The 15,295-nt window shown below is 41.7% G+C and carries 13 protein-coding genes; 5 read left to right on the top strand and 8 right to left on the bottom strand.

Going from position 1 to position 15,295, the window contains the following annotated elements:
- Window positions 1-42 precede the first annotated feature (42 nt).
- The 8 genes from I6F47_RS16630 to I6F47_RS16665 form a co-directional block, all read right to left on the bottom strand.
- A complete protein-coding gene (locus I6F47_RS16630; RefSeq protein WP_002963088.1) occupies window positions 43-291 on the bottom strand; it encodes a DUF3297 family protein in 249 nt (82 codons plus the stop codon).
- A gap of 231 nt (window positions 292-522) precedes the next feature.
- Window positions 523-732, bottom strand: a complete 210-nt coding sequence (locus I6F47_RS16635) for a cold-shock protein (RefSeq protein WP_010554515.1) — start codon at window positions 730-732, stop codon at window positions 523-525.
- A 187-nt stretch (window positions 733-919) separates the two neighbouring features.
- Window positions 920-1,129 (bottom strand): cold-shock protein, encoded by a 210-nt coding sequence (locus I6F47_RS16640; RefSeq protein WP_010554515.1) that lies wholly within the window; start codon window positions 1,127-1,129, stop codon window positions 920-922.
- A 186-nt stretch (window positions 1,130-1,315) separates the two neighbouring features.
- Window positions 1,316-1,525 (bottom strand): cold-shock protein, encoded by a 210-nt coding sequence (locus I6F47_RS16645; protein WP_006792548.1) that lies wholly within the window; start codon window positions 1,523-1,525, stop codon window positions 1,316-1,318.
- 424 nt (window positions 1,526-1,949) lie between these two features.
- Window positions 1,950-2,954 (bottom strand): YeiH family protein, encoded by a 1,005-nt coding sequence (locus I6F47_RS16650; RefSeq protein ID WP_197184215.1) that lies wholly within the window; start codon window positions 2,952-2,954, stop codon window positions 1,950-1,952.
- Window positions 2,954-3,949, bottom strand: coding sequence for a TauD/TfdA family dioxygenase (locus I6F47_RS16655; RefSeq protein WP_197184216.1), 996 nt, complete (start codon window positions 3,947-3,949; stop codon window positions 2,954-2,956). The genes I6F47_RS16650 and I6F47_RS16655 overlap by 1 nt, the downstream gene beginning before the upstream one ends.
- Window positions 3,950-3,958: 9 nt before the next feature.
- Window positions 3,959-4,921 carry an aldo/keto reductase gene (locus I6F47_RS16660; RefSeq protein WP_197184217.1) on the bottom strand — a complete coding sequence of 321 codons (963 nt, stop codon included), beginning with the start codon at window positions 4,919-4,921 and terminating at the stop codon, window positions 3,959-3,961.
- 215 nt (window positions 4,922-5,136) lie between these two features.
- Window positions 5,137-5,886: a GntR family transcriptional regulator gene (locus I6F47_RS16665; RefSeq protein WP_024589596.1), complete on the bottom strand. Its 750-nt coding sequence runs from the start codon at window positions 5,884-5,886 to the stop codon at window positions 5,137-5,139.
- Between the two features lie 180 nt (window positions 5,887-6,066).
- Between I6F47_RS16665 and I6F47_RS16670 the strand changes: the two genes are divergently transcribed.
- From I6F47_RS16670 to I6F47_RS16690, 5 genes are all read left to right on the top strand, one after another.
- Entirely contained in the window at window positions 6,067-6,834 is a 768-nt protein-coding gene (locus tag I6F47_RS16670; RefSeq protein ID WP_331458561.1) for a sulfite exporter TauE/SafE family protein, read from the top strand.
- A gap of 107 nt (window positions 6,835-6,941) precedes the next feature.
- Window positions 6,942-9,002 (top strand): glycoside hydrolase family 31 protein, encoded by a 2,061-nt coding sequence (locus I6F47_RS16675; RefSeq protein WP_197184218.1) that lies wholly within the window; start codon window positions 6,942-6,944, stop codon window positions 9,000-9,002.
- Between the two features lie 102 nt (window positions 9,003-9,104).
- On the top strand, window positions 9,105-10,844 hold the full coding sequence (locus tag I6F47_RS16680; RefSeq protein ID WP_180961364.1) for a solute:sodium symporter family transporter: 1,740 nt from the start codon (window positions 9,105-9,107) through the stop codon (window positions 10,842-10,844).
- Window positions 10,845-11,051: 207 nt separating this feature from the next.
- Window positions 11,052-13,487, top strand: coding sequence for a TonB-dependent receptor (locus I6F47_RS16685; protein WP_197184219.1), 2,436 nt, complete (start codon window positions 11,052-11,054; stop codon window positions 13,485-13,487).
- A 209-nt stretch (window positions 13,488-13,696) separates the two neighbouring features.
- Window positions 13,697-15,286: an alkaline phosphatase gene (locus tag I6F47_RS16690; protein WP_197184220.1), complete on the top strand. Its 1,590-nt coding sequence runs from the start codon at window positions 13,697-13,699 to the stop codon at window positions 15,284-15,286.
- The last annotated feature ends 9 nt before the right edge of the window (window positions 15,287-15,295 follow it).

The raw sequence follows: 15,295 nt of genomic DNA on the forward strand, positions 1-15,295 counted from the left end.
ACTACCCAATATGGTGTCGCTTTTTTAGTAAGTAGTATTAGCCTACTTATAAAAGGCTTCAACAGTGCCTTTTCTTGTAAGTAAAAGTGGTTGTCCGCGACGATCAAGGCCTTTTGGAGATGCAAACTTTATCCAACCTTCGCTGATGCAGTATTCTTCAACATCAAAACGCTCTTTGCCGTTGAACGTGATACCAATATCGTGTTCAAAAACTTCTTCCACATGATGTGGGCTACGTGGATTAATAGAAAGGCGATCTGGTAAAGCAGGTTTTGCGGTAGTGTCGTTCATGGTCATATTCTATATTGAATGAAGTATGCGCTATTGTAGGCAATACAAAGCTTTCGCTCAAGAGAGATAGTAGTAAATGTGTTTAAAAATGTACTAATTAATGAGTTGTGTATACAAATGAGATTGCGCTTGGAAAATATTTACAGAGGAGGTTTTGAAGATATTCGACTAAATAATTATAAAGGTAAATATATTAATGGGTTATCTCTAACCCACTAAATTGTTTAGCAATTAGATGCTAACAATGTTCTCGGCTTGTGGGCCTTTTTGACCTTGAGTAACAGTAAACTGCACACGTTGGCCTTCAGCTAAAGTTTTAAAACCGTCGCCAGAGATTGCGCTAAAATGTGCGAACACGTCAGCGCCAGATTCTTGCTCGATAAAACCAAAACCTTTTGCTTCGTTAAACCATTTTACTGAACCAGTAGTTGTAGTAGACATAATATGTATCCTAAAAAATTAATATAAGTGTGCCTGAAAAGAGGCGATTGAGCCGGAAAAAATAGTTAACTTGAGGATATCGCGTAGGATTATTACTAAAACAACGGGGTACTAACAAATAAAACAAAACTTCTTTCAAACTAGTATTCAAAATGGGTTATTACTAACCCATTAAATTGTGTAGCAATTAGATGCTAACAATGTTCTCGGCTTGTGGGCCTTTTTGACCTTGAGTAACAGTAAACTGTACACGTTGGCCTTCAGCTAAAGTTTTAAAACCGTCGCCAGAGATTGCGCTAAAATGTGCGAACACGTCTGCGCCAGATTCTTGCTCGATAAAACCAAAACCTTTTGCTTCGTTAAACCATTTTACTGAACCAGTAGTTGTAGTAGACATAATATGTATCCTAAAAAATTAATATAAGTGTGCCTGAAAAGAGGCGATTGAGCCGGAAAAAATAGTTAACTTGAGGATATCGCGTAGGATTATTACTAAAACAACGGGGTACTAACAAATAAAACAAAACTTCTTTCAAACTAGTATTCAAAATGGGTTATTGCTAACCCATTTTAACGAAAGCAATTAGATGCTAACGATGTTTTCAGCTTGTGGACCTTTTTGACCTTGAGTAACAGTAAACTGTACACGTTGGCCTTCAGCTAGAGTTTTGAAACCGTCGCCAGAGATTGCGCTGAAATGTGCGAAAACATCAGGACCAGATTCTTGCTCGATGAAACCAAAACCTTTTGCTTCGTTGAAAAATTTAACTGTACCAGTTGTAGTATTAGACATAATAGTATCCTAAGAATTAATAAAAGTGCGCCTTAAATTAGGCAATTTAACAGGAAGAAAACATACATTTAACTGAGGATAACGCGAAGGATTATTACTAAAACAACGTGGTACTTACAAATAAATAGGGTTTTCTGTCAACCCGATGCCAAGCAGGATAACAGTAAATTGAGCTATATACCAAGCCCTATTGTAAATTTATTTTAGAGTAAGTGCTTTATTAGTTTGTTTGTTTTTTAACTAACCAGTCATGATTTAGGTGATCTTTTTTGCGTCTGAATTTAAGTTAATTTTAATTTAATCAATGCTTTATGTTTGTATTAGCACGCGATTCTAGAGTAGGTAAAATGCAAGTTTTAAGTGGTTAAAACATGACCTAATTACCTACTGATTTTTTGATATATACCTTAAATAACTTGATTCATTAGCTCCAAATTACAAATCCAAGTATTAATAATGCAATCCAAAGTGTTTCAGCCACAATTAAAATAATGGGTTTCATACCTACTTCGGTAAGCTTTCCTAAATTAGTTTTCATTCCTATGGCTGAAATAGCCGCAATTAAAAAGAACTGCGAAAGTTCGTTAGCGGTTTCAAGTACTATTGTAGGAAGTGAAAAGCAGCTATTTATTATCATGAGTATTACAAAGCCAATTAAAAAACCAGGTACTTTAGGTAATTCTCCGTGTTTTTCTTTGTTTGAGCGATTAATAACGACCATCATAATAAGTACAACAGGTAGTAGCATGGCAACACGTACAAGTTTAGTTAGAGTTGCTATATCGCCTGTCTCTGGTGATACCGAATAACCTGCACCCACTACCTGGGCTACATCATGTATTGTGCCACCTAAAAATACGCCTGCATTATGGGCGTCAAACTCAAGATAATTAACCACAATAGGGTAGAGGATCATAGCAAGGGTCGACATAGCTGTTACGCCAATAACGGTTAATAAGGTGTCGCGCTCTTTATGTTCGCTGTTTGGCATAATAGACGAGATAGCCAGCGCAGCAGACGCTCCACAAATAGCAACCGAGCCACCTGTTAGTGCACCAAAGCGTTTTTGTAAGCCAAATGCGCGCGCTATTACTACGCCTAAAATAATAGTGGTAAATATGGCGCCCGCTAACATAAGTGCTGTTTGCCAACCCAGTGTTACTAAATCTCCCAGTGCTATGCGTGTGCCTAGCAGTACTATACCGACGCGCAAAACCGTGGTACCAGTAAAGTCGATACCTTTGGCGCAAGGGCTATCGCTTTGATACAAAAATGAGACTGCCGTACCCAGTAACAAAGCAAACAGCATGGCTGGCGCGCCGTAATGCTCACTCAAGAATAAAGCGGCAAGGCCAGTCATTGCAGCAATGCTGGCGCCTTGCCATAAAGGTGATATTTTACAGCTTAATTTACTACTTAAGCGCTGCATTACGCTTTAGCTGCGGTAAGTGCTACTAACACTTGGCGCTTACGTTCACCTGTAAAAGGGCGACGACCATGCATAGCCATTTCGTTATCAACTAAGGCTACATCGCCATCTTGCCATGCAAGATCAAAGGTAAATACTTTTGAAAGCTCAACAATTTTATCAAGTCCAGCTTTAGGAATGGCACTGCCATCGCCAAAGGTAATAGCAACCGATGGGTTTTCGCGTACGCCTTTCCAGCCCATGTAAGCGGCAATCAGTTGGTTATAAAAAACCTGTACGTTGTTTTCAAGAGTTACTACCGCAGGCAGTACCGGTGTAACGGCTTTTAGTGAGCCGTCTTCAAGCCATTCCCACTGGTAACCAAGTTCGGTTAATTTATTATGTGCTTCGTCTTTGGTTTCTACACTTAGCGTACTTTTCCAGCTTCGGCCTTGGCCTGATGTTGCGTCGTCAGCGGCTGGCATATAGGTGGTATATTTTAGGCCTTTGTGTTCAAAGTCATGGGCAAGCTTGCTGTCGTATTCTTTTAATGCACTAAATAACTTATCTGATCGGCAAAGAGGTGTTGCACCGCCTTCTTCTGCGGCCGATTTACAAAAGAAGAATAATTTACTTGGCGAAATAGGCGTTTGCGCCATTTCGTGATGTAAGTATATTTCTACATCTTTTGGCGCTTCGTTAGCTGTAAATACACGTTCGGTAAAATTAATACGTACCGCGTTAGACAGTGACTCTTTATAAGTAAAATTGTCATAATCAAACCCAGCTGAAAAAGTATCAAAGGTTTCGGCGCTATTAATAGGAAAGCCACGAAACAACACAGCACCTGAGCTGCGAAGTTTTGTAGCCAATTCACTTTTATTTGCGCGAATGAAAGCTACCGCTTCTTCAACGGTGCTGGCGTTATTGTTATTAACAACAATGCACGGAAAAACCGAATCATCGAATGTTAATTGAGTTGGCACTGAGGCGTAGTTAATTTCGGTAGCTGACATTGTATGTTCCTAATCGTAAATTGGGTGAAAACGGTTAAAGGCAGCTTCACAAAAGTGCCCAGGGTCGTTGAATCGGCGATTACTGTTAAGCGCAGAAATTTGCGCCATTTCTTGCTCTGTTAATTCAAAATCAAACAGTGTGAGGTTTTCTTTCATGCGTTCAAGTTTTGAGGTTTTAGGAATAATGGCAGTGCCGCGTTGCACGCCCCAGCGAAGAACTACTTGTGCTGGCGTTTTGCCATGATTGTGTGCGGCCGCTTTAACAACGCTTTGCTCAAGAACTGATTCAGTTTTATCAGCCATTTCTAGCTCAAGGTATGAAAGCGCACCCAGTGGTGAAAACGCAGTAACCGGAATATCGTACTGCTTTGCGAGTCTTACTAATCGCTCTTGCGTTAAATAAGGGTGCGACTCAATTTGCAACATAGCGGGTTTGATATTTGCGTAGGTCATTAAATCGTGAAGCAGTGCGCTTGAGTAATTACATACCCCAATGCGTTTTGCTTTGTTGCTGTGTACTTGTTCTTCCATTGCTTGCCACGTTAAATACAGTGGTACTTTTGCAAGCTCCATTTGTGGGTTTTGCGCCGTAGGGTCAACAAACCACTCTGGTGGATAGCGGGTTTCTATTGGCACAAATGTTTGCGCAATCGGAAAATGAATTAGGTATAAGTCTAGGTAATCTAGCTTTAAATCACTCAGTGTTTTATCAATCGCGAGGCCAACATGCTCTGGTGCATGAAAGGTATTCCACAGTTTTGATGTTACCCATAATTCTTCACGGGTACATAAGCCATCGTTTATTGCTTGGGCGATGCCATCGCCTACTTGTTCTTCGTTACCGTAGTCTGATGCGCAATCAAGATGGCGGTAACCTGCCTTAATGGCTTGGTATACCGTTTGTGCACAATCTTCTTGCGCGACTTTCCATAAACCGAACCCTACTGGAGGGATATTATTTAATGAACTCATTGGGAATTCCTGTTAAAAATGCATAATGACTTAGGTCTTGTATAAGACATAAGTTATTATACGAATCAAACAGTGTCAATACTGTGTTAACAGCAAAGCAGTAAATGGTTCAGTTAAAAAACCTACAGGCAGCAAAAAGGCAGCGTTTGCTGCCTTTAAAAAATATTTAATTATTATGCGCTAAAGTGGGTTTTTAGCACTAAACACGCTTTTAATTAATCAAGTTCAATTTGATAGTGGTAATGATCGCTACGGCATTTGCTTTGGCGATATTCAATACGTTTACCTTCGATTGATTCGGTAATGCGTGATACCAACAGCAGTGGATCGCCAGCTTTTATAGCAAGCATTTTGGCATCATCCATTGTAGCAAGTACGGCTTTAATACTGTCTTGGGTTTTGTGTACAGTTTGGTTAAATTTGGTCTGATAGTAATGGTACAATGTATGCGGAATATCACTACTTTGATGTATATCAGGAAAGTAGCTTTGTGGTAGGTATATAGTTTCGCTCATGCAAAATTCGTTATCAAGAATACGCCTACGAACAAGCTTGGTAACTTTGTCTTTTTTATTGAGTTGTAACGCTTCTATTACTTCAACTGGCGCTGCACAAAGCTCAACCGATAGCAGTTCAGCCTTTGGCAAGTCGGCACCTTTACCGTCTGCTTGTAACGGAAAAAACCTGAATAAGGCATCTTGCGCAGTATGTTGCGATACAAACGTACCAACGCCCTGGCGACGAGTTACTATTTTATTGTCGGTTAATAAGTTTAGTGCTTTACGAACTGTACCTTGGCTTACGTTAAATTCTTCAGCAAGGCGAAATTCGCTTGGTAGTGCTTCGCCAGGTACCCAGCGTCTTTCAACAATGAGCTGTTTAATATAATCAGCCACTTGTAAGTAAAGTGGTTGAAAAGCCAAGCTTGGGCCACTTAATTTGTGATCAAACATAGAGTTACTCATTATTATTTACCATTAAATTTAATCCACCTGTAGTTATAGCATAGGTGAAACCTTTTACGCATATTTGCGCTAGCTCAATTAAACGTGAACTACTGCTGTAATGTTTAATAGGCGCAAAATATACATTATGCCTAAAAACAAATCGTTACACTACAATAGCTCACCCTTAGGAAATTAAAAGTGCTCAGTATTTCTTTTGAACTCATTTTGCTTATGGCGCTGTGCCTAAGCCTTGCCACTGTAATGCAAACTCTTAGCGGGTTTGGCTTTGGGTTGCTGGTGGTTGCAAGCTTTACGTTGCTTGATGTATTGCCACTCACGGCAACTACATTTTTAGTGAGTTTGCTGGGGTTAGTTAATTCAACAACCGTGGTCGTTAAAAACCGCAGTTCGGTAAAAGTACCCGAGCTAAAACTTATGTTGTATACCGGTATTCCGCTAATGCTGTTAGGTTTTGTGCTACTTGAATATATGTCGTCGCATTTAACACACTATTTAAACTTTGCTTTAGGTGTAAGTATTTTGCTTTGCTGCGCTTTAATGCTGATTGGCCGTGAGCGTACAAATAAACAAAGTCGTCCTCGTTCATTTTTAATAGCCGGTGGAGTAAGTGGGTTACTTGGTGGGTTGTTTTCAACCTCAGGGCCGCCGCTTGTGTTTCAATGTTATAAGCAAAGTTGGTCCATTGAAGCTATTCGCAGTACGTTATTAGCGGTATTTACTATTGGTGGACTAGTACGTGTAGGTATCGCTTTATTTGGTACTTTACCTGGGCTCGACATTATGTTTTTAATTGCAGCGGCTATTCCTTTAGTGTTGCTAGTTACGCATTTTGCTCGTAAATTAACGCCCTACGTTGACGCTAAATGGGTACGTATTATAGCAATTGCATTGCTTGGCCTAAGTGGTGTATCGCTGGTGGCAACATCGGCGCCGGGTATATTTTAAAAATCGCGATGTAAATAATTCATCTTGAGTTTATTTACGTTGACATGGGGATTACAATTATTTAACTTGTGTCTTATACAAGACTAATAATTGGTTAAGGAACTCCCATGAATGCATTTGAATTACGTGAGCCAGACTGGAACGCAATAGAGCCAGCACGCTTAACCGCACAGCCAAAGTTGCAAGGTAATGTGCTGGTTTTGCCCACTCAGTTTGGTGATATTAGCGTAACGATAAGCCAGTTTGGTTTACGTTTAAATGCAGGCACCACGCATGACGAGCAATTTAAAATATTAACCAAAACCCCATCAGAATACCCCCTCACACTTAGCAAAAACAATAATGATTACAGCGTAAGTGGTGGCGAATACCGCCTAGAATTTTACAGCGACCCTTTTCATTTCAAACTTTATAAAAACGATGAGCTAGTACAGCAATCAGCAACTGATGGTCACTTTGTACGCCAGCACCGTTTACCGCCACTAGCTAAAACAGATAACGGCTGGATATTAAGCCTAGAGCTTAACTACGACGAAGCCGTGTATGGTCTTGGCGAAAAATGGGGCAAGCTTGATAAACGCGGCCAACTTATTCGTTCATACAACCACGATGCGCTAGGTGTTAACGCCGAAAAGTCTTATAAAAATACCCCGTATGCTTGGAGCCCAGAAGGCTGGAATTTGTTTGTACATACACCCGCACCGGTAACTCATGGCGTAGGTTATGCACTTTGGTCGCAACGTGCATATGTATGTTTAGTTGAAGATGACGCGCTAGATGTATTTTTATATCAAGAACAAACACCTGCCCAAAGCATCAACCGTTACTGCGAGCTAACAGGTTTTGCACCGGTACCACCGCAGTGGAGCTTTGGTGTTATTTTATCAAAAGCGTATTACAAAGATGCTGACGAATTACTCAGTGTTGCCCGCGAAGTACGCGCTAAAAATATGCCGTGCGACGTAATTACTCTTGATGGCCGTGCATGGCAAGACACCGACACCCGTTTTGCATTTGAATGGGACCCAACACGCTACGCCGACCCAAAACCTGTGCTTGATGAATTAAAAGCGATGGATTTTAAAATTTGTGTGTGGGAATACCCGATGATCTCGGTAAATAACCCATTATTTGCTAAAGCGGCCGAAAACGGTTGGCTAATAAAAGACAAACGCACAGGCAAAGCGTATCAGTACGAGTGGGATTTAAGCCCATTTGGCGAAGTACTTACGCCGCTGCCAGAATCGGGTATTTTAGATTTTACGCACCCTGATGCTTACGAATATTGGCTCGAATCGCATAAGCCTTTGTTTGAGCTTGGCGTAGATATGATAAAAGCGGATTTTGGCGAGCAGCTAGAAGACGACAATATGATATCTCACAGTGGTGATAGCGGTATTAGGCTGCACAACGTTTACAGCATGTTGTACAACCGCTGCGTTTTTGAGGCCGCCGAAAAATACTGTAAAACTGGGCCATTTTTGTTTAGCCGTTCAGCATGGACGGGCAGCCAACGTTTTCCTGCACAGTGGGGCGGCGACCCGCAAGCCGATTGGCAGGGTTTAGCGGCAAGCATTCGTGGCAGTTTAGCGTGGGGTATGTCGGGTGGGCCATTTTTTGCAACTGACATTGGTGGTTTTTACAAAGACACCCGCGACGCAGAACTTTACGTGCGCTGGGCACAAGCGTCGGTATTTAGCGCACATATGCGCTTACACGGTATTGGTCCTCGCGAACCGTGGTCTTACACCGAGCAAGCAAGTGATGCGGTATTTGCAGCACTTAAATTACGCTACCAGTTAATTCCGTACTTACAAACATGTGCAGAGCAAGCGCAGCAAACAGGCTTGCCGATTCAGCGTGCCATGGTATTGGCATTTCCTGATGATGTACTGGCACATAGTTTTGATCAGCAATTTATGTGCGGTGAAAAATTACTGGTTGTGCCGTGTGTAGTACCAAATGGTAAAGTTAAGTTTTATTTACCGCAAGGCAATTGGATTCGCTTCCCCGATAAACAAGTTTACGAAGGGAGTAAGTACTACGAGCACACACTCGCACTTGAAGAAATGGCAGTATTTGTACGCGAAGGCGACAGCCTAATGCTTGGCCCAGAGGTTCAACACACAGAACAAGACATGAGCCAATTAACAGCATGGCCTAAATAAAACTCGGCTTAATAAAAAACACACACAACACACATACAACACACAATAATAAAGATATTAGCTTACTTTTTACCGAGTAAAGTAAGCTAAAAGGGGCGCAAGATGGAAGGTATGAACATTACCATGACACTGCTATCGTGCTTGGCGTTTATGGCGCTGGTGGGATATATCTCGTACCAAAAAACCAAAGGGGAAGTTAACACCCAAGATGGCTACTTTTTAGCGGGTCGTGGGTTAACAGGTACATTTATAGCAGGGTCGATGATCCTCACTAACTTATCGGCCGAGCAACTAATTGGCCTTAATGGCTCAGCTTATGGTTACAACCTAAGCTCAATGGCGTGGGAAGTAACCGCAGGGATCTCAACCATTATTATGGCGTTGATCTTTTTGCCTCGTTATTTAGCGGGCGCGTTTTCTACCTTACCTGAATTTTTACGGGATCGTTTTGACGATACCGTACGACGCATGACGGTGATCTTATTTATGGTAGGGTATTGTTTTATAACGATCCCTTCTGTTTTGTACTCAGGATCAATTGCCGTACTTAGACTTTTTGATGTACCCACCTTATTAAATATGAGCTACCAAGCAAGCCTAATTGTGACCATTATTACAGTGGGTTCAGTTGGGGCTATTTATGCTGTATTTGGTGGTTTAAAGGCGGTTGCGGTATCAGATACTATTAACGGTGTTGGGTTATTAATTATTGGTATTTTAGTGCCAACACTGGGCTTAATTGCATTGGGTGATGGTAGTTTTTCAGAAGGGTTAAGCACCCTAGTAAACACCGACACAGAAAAGCTCAATGCTATTGGTAGTAGCGATGATCCCGTGCCATTTGGCACTATTTTTACAGGGATGATCTTAGCTAATTTGTTTTATTGGGGCACTAATCAGTATGTGATCCAGCGTACATTGGGCGCTAAAAACTTAGTTGAAGGTCAAAAAGGGGTGTTGTTTTCAGGGTACTTTAAAGTGCTAGTACCGTTTATGATGATGATCCCAGGCGTTATTGCTTACCATCTTTATAAACACGAAAGCCTGCCAACTATCGATTTAGCTTACCCACATTTGGTAAAAGAAGTACTTCCACAGTATTTATCTGGCTTCTTTTTGGCCGTATTGCTAGGTGCTGTATTTAGCTCATTTAATTCATTGCTCAATAGCGCGGCGACCTTATTTTGCTTAGACGTTTATAAGCCAATGAAAAAAAATAAAGTAACAGACAGCCAACTTATAAAAGTAGCCAAAATTACCAGTATTGTTATTGCCATATTGTCGTTTATAACTGCGCCATTATTGATGTTTGCGCCTGAAGGTTTATGGCACATTATTCGTGTGTTTACAGGTTTCTACAACATTCCGGTCATCACAATTGTATTGGTTGGTTTATTTACTCGAAAAGTGCCTGCACTGGGCGCTAAAGTCGCGATTATATTCCATATTATTGCCTACACCTTGCTTAAATTTGTATGGGATGTAGACATTAACTTTATTCATATTTACGCCATTTTGTTCATAATTGAATTGGCAATAATGCTGGGTATTGGTTACTACAAACCACTTAAAACACCATGGCAATTTACACGCAAAGCTGAGGTAGACCTTAATCCTTGGAAATACGCATTACCTTGTGCAATTGTATTAGTAGGCTTGATTGTTAGCTTGTATATATTGTTTTCGCCGCTCGGATTAGTGGGTGGAACCAGTGTGTACTTTGTACCAAGTTTAGTTGCTGTTTGGTCTACTGTTTTAGTGCTTAGCTGGTGGAGTGTACGTCGTTGGCAGGTTCGTTACGAAAATAGCTTAGCGCGTATTGGGGCTAAAAACGCCGCATAACGTGCTGCCATATTCTATACACCAAACTTAAATCACATTTAATTCACATAATGTTTGCATTAGTAAGATGGTTTGTTTAAATTTAAAGCTCTTATATAAGATATAAGAGCTTTAAGGAAAGTATCACACACACTGACACCGCTTTTTAGCAACTCACACAATTGCTAGCGCGGTACCACACAGCACACGCACAATATGGAGAATGACATGAGAGCTAAAAAGTCCGTCTTAAGCTTGGCAGTCACGTTAGCAATGACAACCGGTTTAGCGCTTAGCGCGCAGGTACAAGCACAGCAAGAGCAAACCGAACAAGAACAACAAAAAACAGAAACAGCTAAAAACGATACATTTGAAAAAATAGTCGTTACTTCACAAAAAAGAACGCAAAGTTTAAACGAAGTACCTGTTGCGGTATCGGTACTTAATAGCGATCAAATTAATTCAGCTTTTGCTAATAACATGGAAGGCTTACAGTCACTTGTTCCTTCGGTTAGCTTTAGAAAAGGCACCACAACACGTAACTCAGCGCTAACAGTGCGTGGTATTGGTACTATTTCATTTAGTATTGCTGCCGAACCAAGTGTGGCAACTGTTGTTGATGGCGTGGTACTTGGCCGCTCGGGTCAAGCATTTGCCGATTTATACGACGTAGACCGCATTGAAGTATTACGCGGGCCACAAGGTACGTTATTTGGCAAAAACGCCTCAGCAGGTGTGGTAAATATTACCACTAAAGATCCGTCGTACGACACAACCGGCAGCGTAGAAACCTCGTTTTATCAAGATAACGAATACCGTTTTAAAGGTGTTATAAGCGGCGGTTTAACCGACGATTTAGCCGCTAGCTTAACGGTATTTAAAGGCAAGTTTGACGGTTACATTGATAACGTTTATAACAACGAAAAAGTAAACGGTTATGACCGCGAAGGTGCACGTGCTGTATTTAAATACGAGCCAGAGGACGACTTAAGCGTAAAGTTTATAGCTGAGTTTTATAACGCAGATGACGACTGTTGTGCCGATTTAGAAGCCCTGCCAAGTGGTCGTAATCCTGATTCAAAAGCAGCGCCAAACAGTAACGGCATTGTGGATGGTGTAGCCGATATTGACCTAGACCAGCGCAAAGTTGACCATGACTACGAGTCGCGCACAATTGACGAACATAGCGCATTTTCGGTGCAAGTTGATAAAACAATTGGCGACTATACGTATACTTCAATTACTGCACAGCGTTCATGGGATAACACAGAATACCGCGAAGGCGACTTTACCTCTATTGCTGGCGACAGCAGTGAGCCGGTATTTGGCGCGCCGTTTCAGTTACATGATATTGGTGCACAGCAATGGGATCAGTTTTCACAAGAGTTTAGAGTTACATCAAACCTAGCTGGGCCATTTAATTATGTTGCCGGCTTATTTTATTGGAACATGGATTCACAACGTAACTTTACTCGCGATGCAAGTTGCCAAAATAATGGTGGTCAGCTTGATAGCGCAATGGCTTTTTACGCGCAAAATAACTTATCGGGCGCTGAGCTTGATACAGCACTTGCTGATTTAGAAGGTTACACACAAGGCCTAGGCGTTAGCTGTAACGCAAACGATATTGTATCGGCCACTGCTTTTATGAGTACAGAATTTAATAACTGGGCAGCCTTTGCCGATGGTACCTACGATTTATCTGAAGATTTACGCGTTTTATTTGGTATTCGTTACACCGACGATGAAGTGTCTTACACGCATCGCCGTGTAAGTAATGATGTATATGGCCGCACCGGTGTAGGCGTGCGCCCAGCAACACTTAATACAGATGATGAAGGCAAAGCCGAAGAAACCAACGTATCGGGTCGTCTAGGTATGCAATACGATTTAGGCGATGGCCAAATGGTATACGGTACTTACTCGCAAGGTTACAAAGGCCCAGGTTTTAATATTTATTATAACTTTAACCCTGACAACGACAGCCGCGAAATAGCACCTGAAGAGTCAGACGCTTATGAAATAGGCTACAAATACGCAAGCCGCGAATTTGTATTTAACATGGCTCTTTTCAGAACCGAAATTGAAGGCTTTCAAGCTAACAACTTTGACTGTTCAGACGGCACCTGTATTACCCGCTTAACCAATGCGGGCGATGTAAGTACACAAGGTGTTGAAGTTGACTTTATGTGGGCTGCAACAGAGTCGCTAACGCTTACCGGTGGTGTTGCTTACATTAAAGCCGAAATTGACGAGTTTAATTGTCCGGCAGAAGTAGCTGCGGGTTCGTGTACTGACCGCTCAGGTTTAGATGTACCATTTTCGCCAGATCTTAAATACTCACTAACGGCTGATTACTTTATTGAAACCGACCATGGTTTTAACGTACACATAAACAGCTCATACATTTACACCGATGAGCAATACTCAGACCTACCAGACAACGTAGGCGAATTCAATCCAGCTGCTTTATTACCAGATTACGGTATTTTAAATGCAAGTGTGGGTTTGTCGTTTAAAGATGACGCGTTTAGGGTATCGCTTATTGCTAAAAACTTAACCGACGAAAGCTACGTAACTACCTACAGTGGCGATAACTTCCGTTACCAAATACCGCGCGATGCAGAGCGCTACTTTGGGGTATCGTTTAAAGCACGTTTTTAATATTTAAATAACTCCCTCAATAATTTCCCTTAAAAGCGCAACGTTTAACACGTTGCGCTTTTTTTGTGACTTATTTTTGTAATAGTTTAGTCATCTTACTTTCATCAAAATTACCTTTATCAGTCACATCTGTTTTCTATAGTGCAGCGGTTGATCTTTTTTGTGTTTACACATTTCAAAAAATAACCACTAAACAATGGGAATTACGGATGAAAATTAAAAAAGTCGCTGCGGCAATCGCGCTAACATTTGCGTTTAGCGCAGTTAGCCATGCTGATGTACTACCGCAAAGCCAAAAAGACAGCAGCTGGTATAGCGCTGCGCAAACTAAACTAACAACAAAAACAGCACAAGCGCAGGCTACACAAGCCACTAAAGCTAAAAACGTCATTTTATTTGTTGGCGATGGCATGGGTATTTCTACACTTACCGCCGCGCGCATTTTACAAGGGCAGCGTAATAATCAATCTGGCGAAGAAGGTTATTTAAGTTTTGAAGAGTTCCCGTACTCTGCACAAGTTAAAACGTATAACGTAGATGCTCAAACTCCCGACTCAGCAGGCACGATGACGGCTATTATTTCGGGTGTAAAAACCGATGTGGGCGTTATTGGTGTAGACGAAGATATTGAACGCGGCGTGTGTTCAACAGTAGCAGGTAATGAGCTAATTACCGCGACCGAATTAGCTGAAATTAAAGGGCTATCTACCGGTATTATTTCTACAGCACGTATTACTCATGCAACTCCTGCTGCAACGTATGCTAAATCGGCTGACCGTAACTGGGAAGATGTATCAGATATGCCAGAAGATGCCGTAACGGGTGGCTGTGAAGACATTGCATCGCAACTGGTTAACTTTGAAAAAAACCTAGAAGCACGATTTGTAGGTACCGACGTAGACGGTCTTGATTTTGTAATGGGTGGCGGTCGTCGTCACTTTTTACCAAAAGACGAAACAGCTAACTCAACAGATGCTGTAAGCGCTATAGAAGGCGACCGTACTGACGAGCGCAACTTAGTGACTGAGTGGCAAACACAATACCCAGATGCCACGTATGTGATGGATCAAACAGGCTTTGATGCAATAGCAGACGACGCCACTAAAGTATTTGGCTTATTTAACGAATCCCACATGCAGTACGAAGCTGACCGCGCAAACGATGTAGCGGGCGAGCCTTCGCTTACCGATATGACCACTAAAGCAATAGAAGTGCTTGGTAAAAACGATAACGGATTTTTCTTAACGGTTGAGTCGGGTCGAATTGACCACGCGCACCACGCGGGTAATGCATACAATGCGCTTAACGACACCATTGAGTTTGCTAAAGCCGTGCAAGCAGCGATAGATAACACCAATCCAGAAGAAACCCTTATTTTAGTAACCGCCGATCACAGCCATGTATTTACTATTGCAGGCTACCCTAAGCGTGGTAATCCAATTTTAGGTCAAGTAGTTGCAGTAGGTGCAACAACACCAAGCTTAGCCGCTGACGATATGCCGTACACCACAGTCGGTTACGCAAATGGCTTAGGTTTTAGAAATTTAGGCAGTGAGACCGATGCTGATGCAAGTTACACAAGTGCTGCTGTAGCAGGGCGTGTTGAGCTAAATGGCGTTGATACAACAACCCCAGGTTTTCACCAAGAAGCAACTGTACCAATGGGGTCAGAAACACACGCAGGTGAAGACATATCTTTACATGCAAAAGGTCCAGGTGCTCAGCTAGCACAAGGCGTAATTGAACAAAACGTTGTATTTCATTTAATTAATCAAGCTCTTGAACTAACTCAGCAATAATGGCGGCTA

The sequence above is a fragment of the Pseudoalteromonas sp. NZS37 genome, from assembly GCF_015864265.1.
GTDB classification, from domain to species: Bacteria; Pseudomonadota; Gammaproteobacteria; order Enterobacterales; family Alteromonadaceae; genus Pseudoalteromonas; species Pseudoalteromonas arctica.

Bases quoted from the DNA above. Each gene is read 5' to 3' on its own strand.
- I6F47_RS16630 (WP_002963088.1), bottom strand. From the start codon at position 291: ATGAACGACACTACCGCAAAACCTGCTTTACCAGATCGCCTTTCTATT.
- I6F47_RS16635 (WP_010554515.1), bottom strand. From the start codon at position 732: ATGTCTACTACAACTACTGGTTCAGTAAAATGGTTTAACGAAGCAAAA.
- I6F47_RS16640 (WP_010554515.1), bottom strand. From the start codon at position 1,129: ATGTCTACTACAACTACTGGTTCAGTAAAATGGTTTAACGAAGCAAAA.
- I6F47_RS16645 (WP_006792548.1), bottom strand. From the start codon at position 1,525: ATGTCTAATACTACAACTGGTACAGTTAAATTTTTCAACGAAGCAAAA.
- I6F47_RS16650 (WP_197184215.1), bottom strand. From the start codon at position 2,954: ATGCAGCGCTTAAGTAGTAAATTAAGCTGTAAAATATCACCTTTATGG.
- I6F47_RS16655 (WP_197184216.1), bottom strand. From the start codon at position 3,949: ATGTCAGCTACCGAAATTAACTACGCCTCAGTGCCAACTCAATTAACA.
- I6F47_RS16660 (WP_197184217.1), bottom strand. From the start codon at position 4,921: ATGAGTTCATTAAATAATATCCCTCCAGTAGGGTTCGGTTTATGGAAA.
- I6F47_RS16665 (WP_024589596.1), bottom strand. From the start codon at position 5,886: ATGAGTAACTCTATGTTTGATCACAAATTAAGTGGCCCAAGCTTGGCT.
- I6F47_RS16675 (WP_197184218.1), top strand. From the start codon at position 6,942: ATGAATGCATTTGAATTACGTGAGCCAGACTGGAACGCAATAGAGCCA.
- I6F47_RS16680 (WP_180961364.1), top strand. From the start codon at position 9,105: ATGGAAGGTATGAACATTACCATGACACTGCTATCGTGCTTGGCGTTT.
- I6F47_RS16685 (WP_197184219.1), top strand. From the start codon at position 11,052: ATGAGAGCTAAAAAGTCCGTCTTAAGCTTGGCAGTCACGTTAGCAATG.
- I6F47_RS16690 (WP_197184220.1), top strand. From the start codon at position 13,697: ATGAAAATTAAAAAAGTCGCTGCGGCAATCGCGCTAACATTTGCGTTT.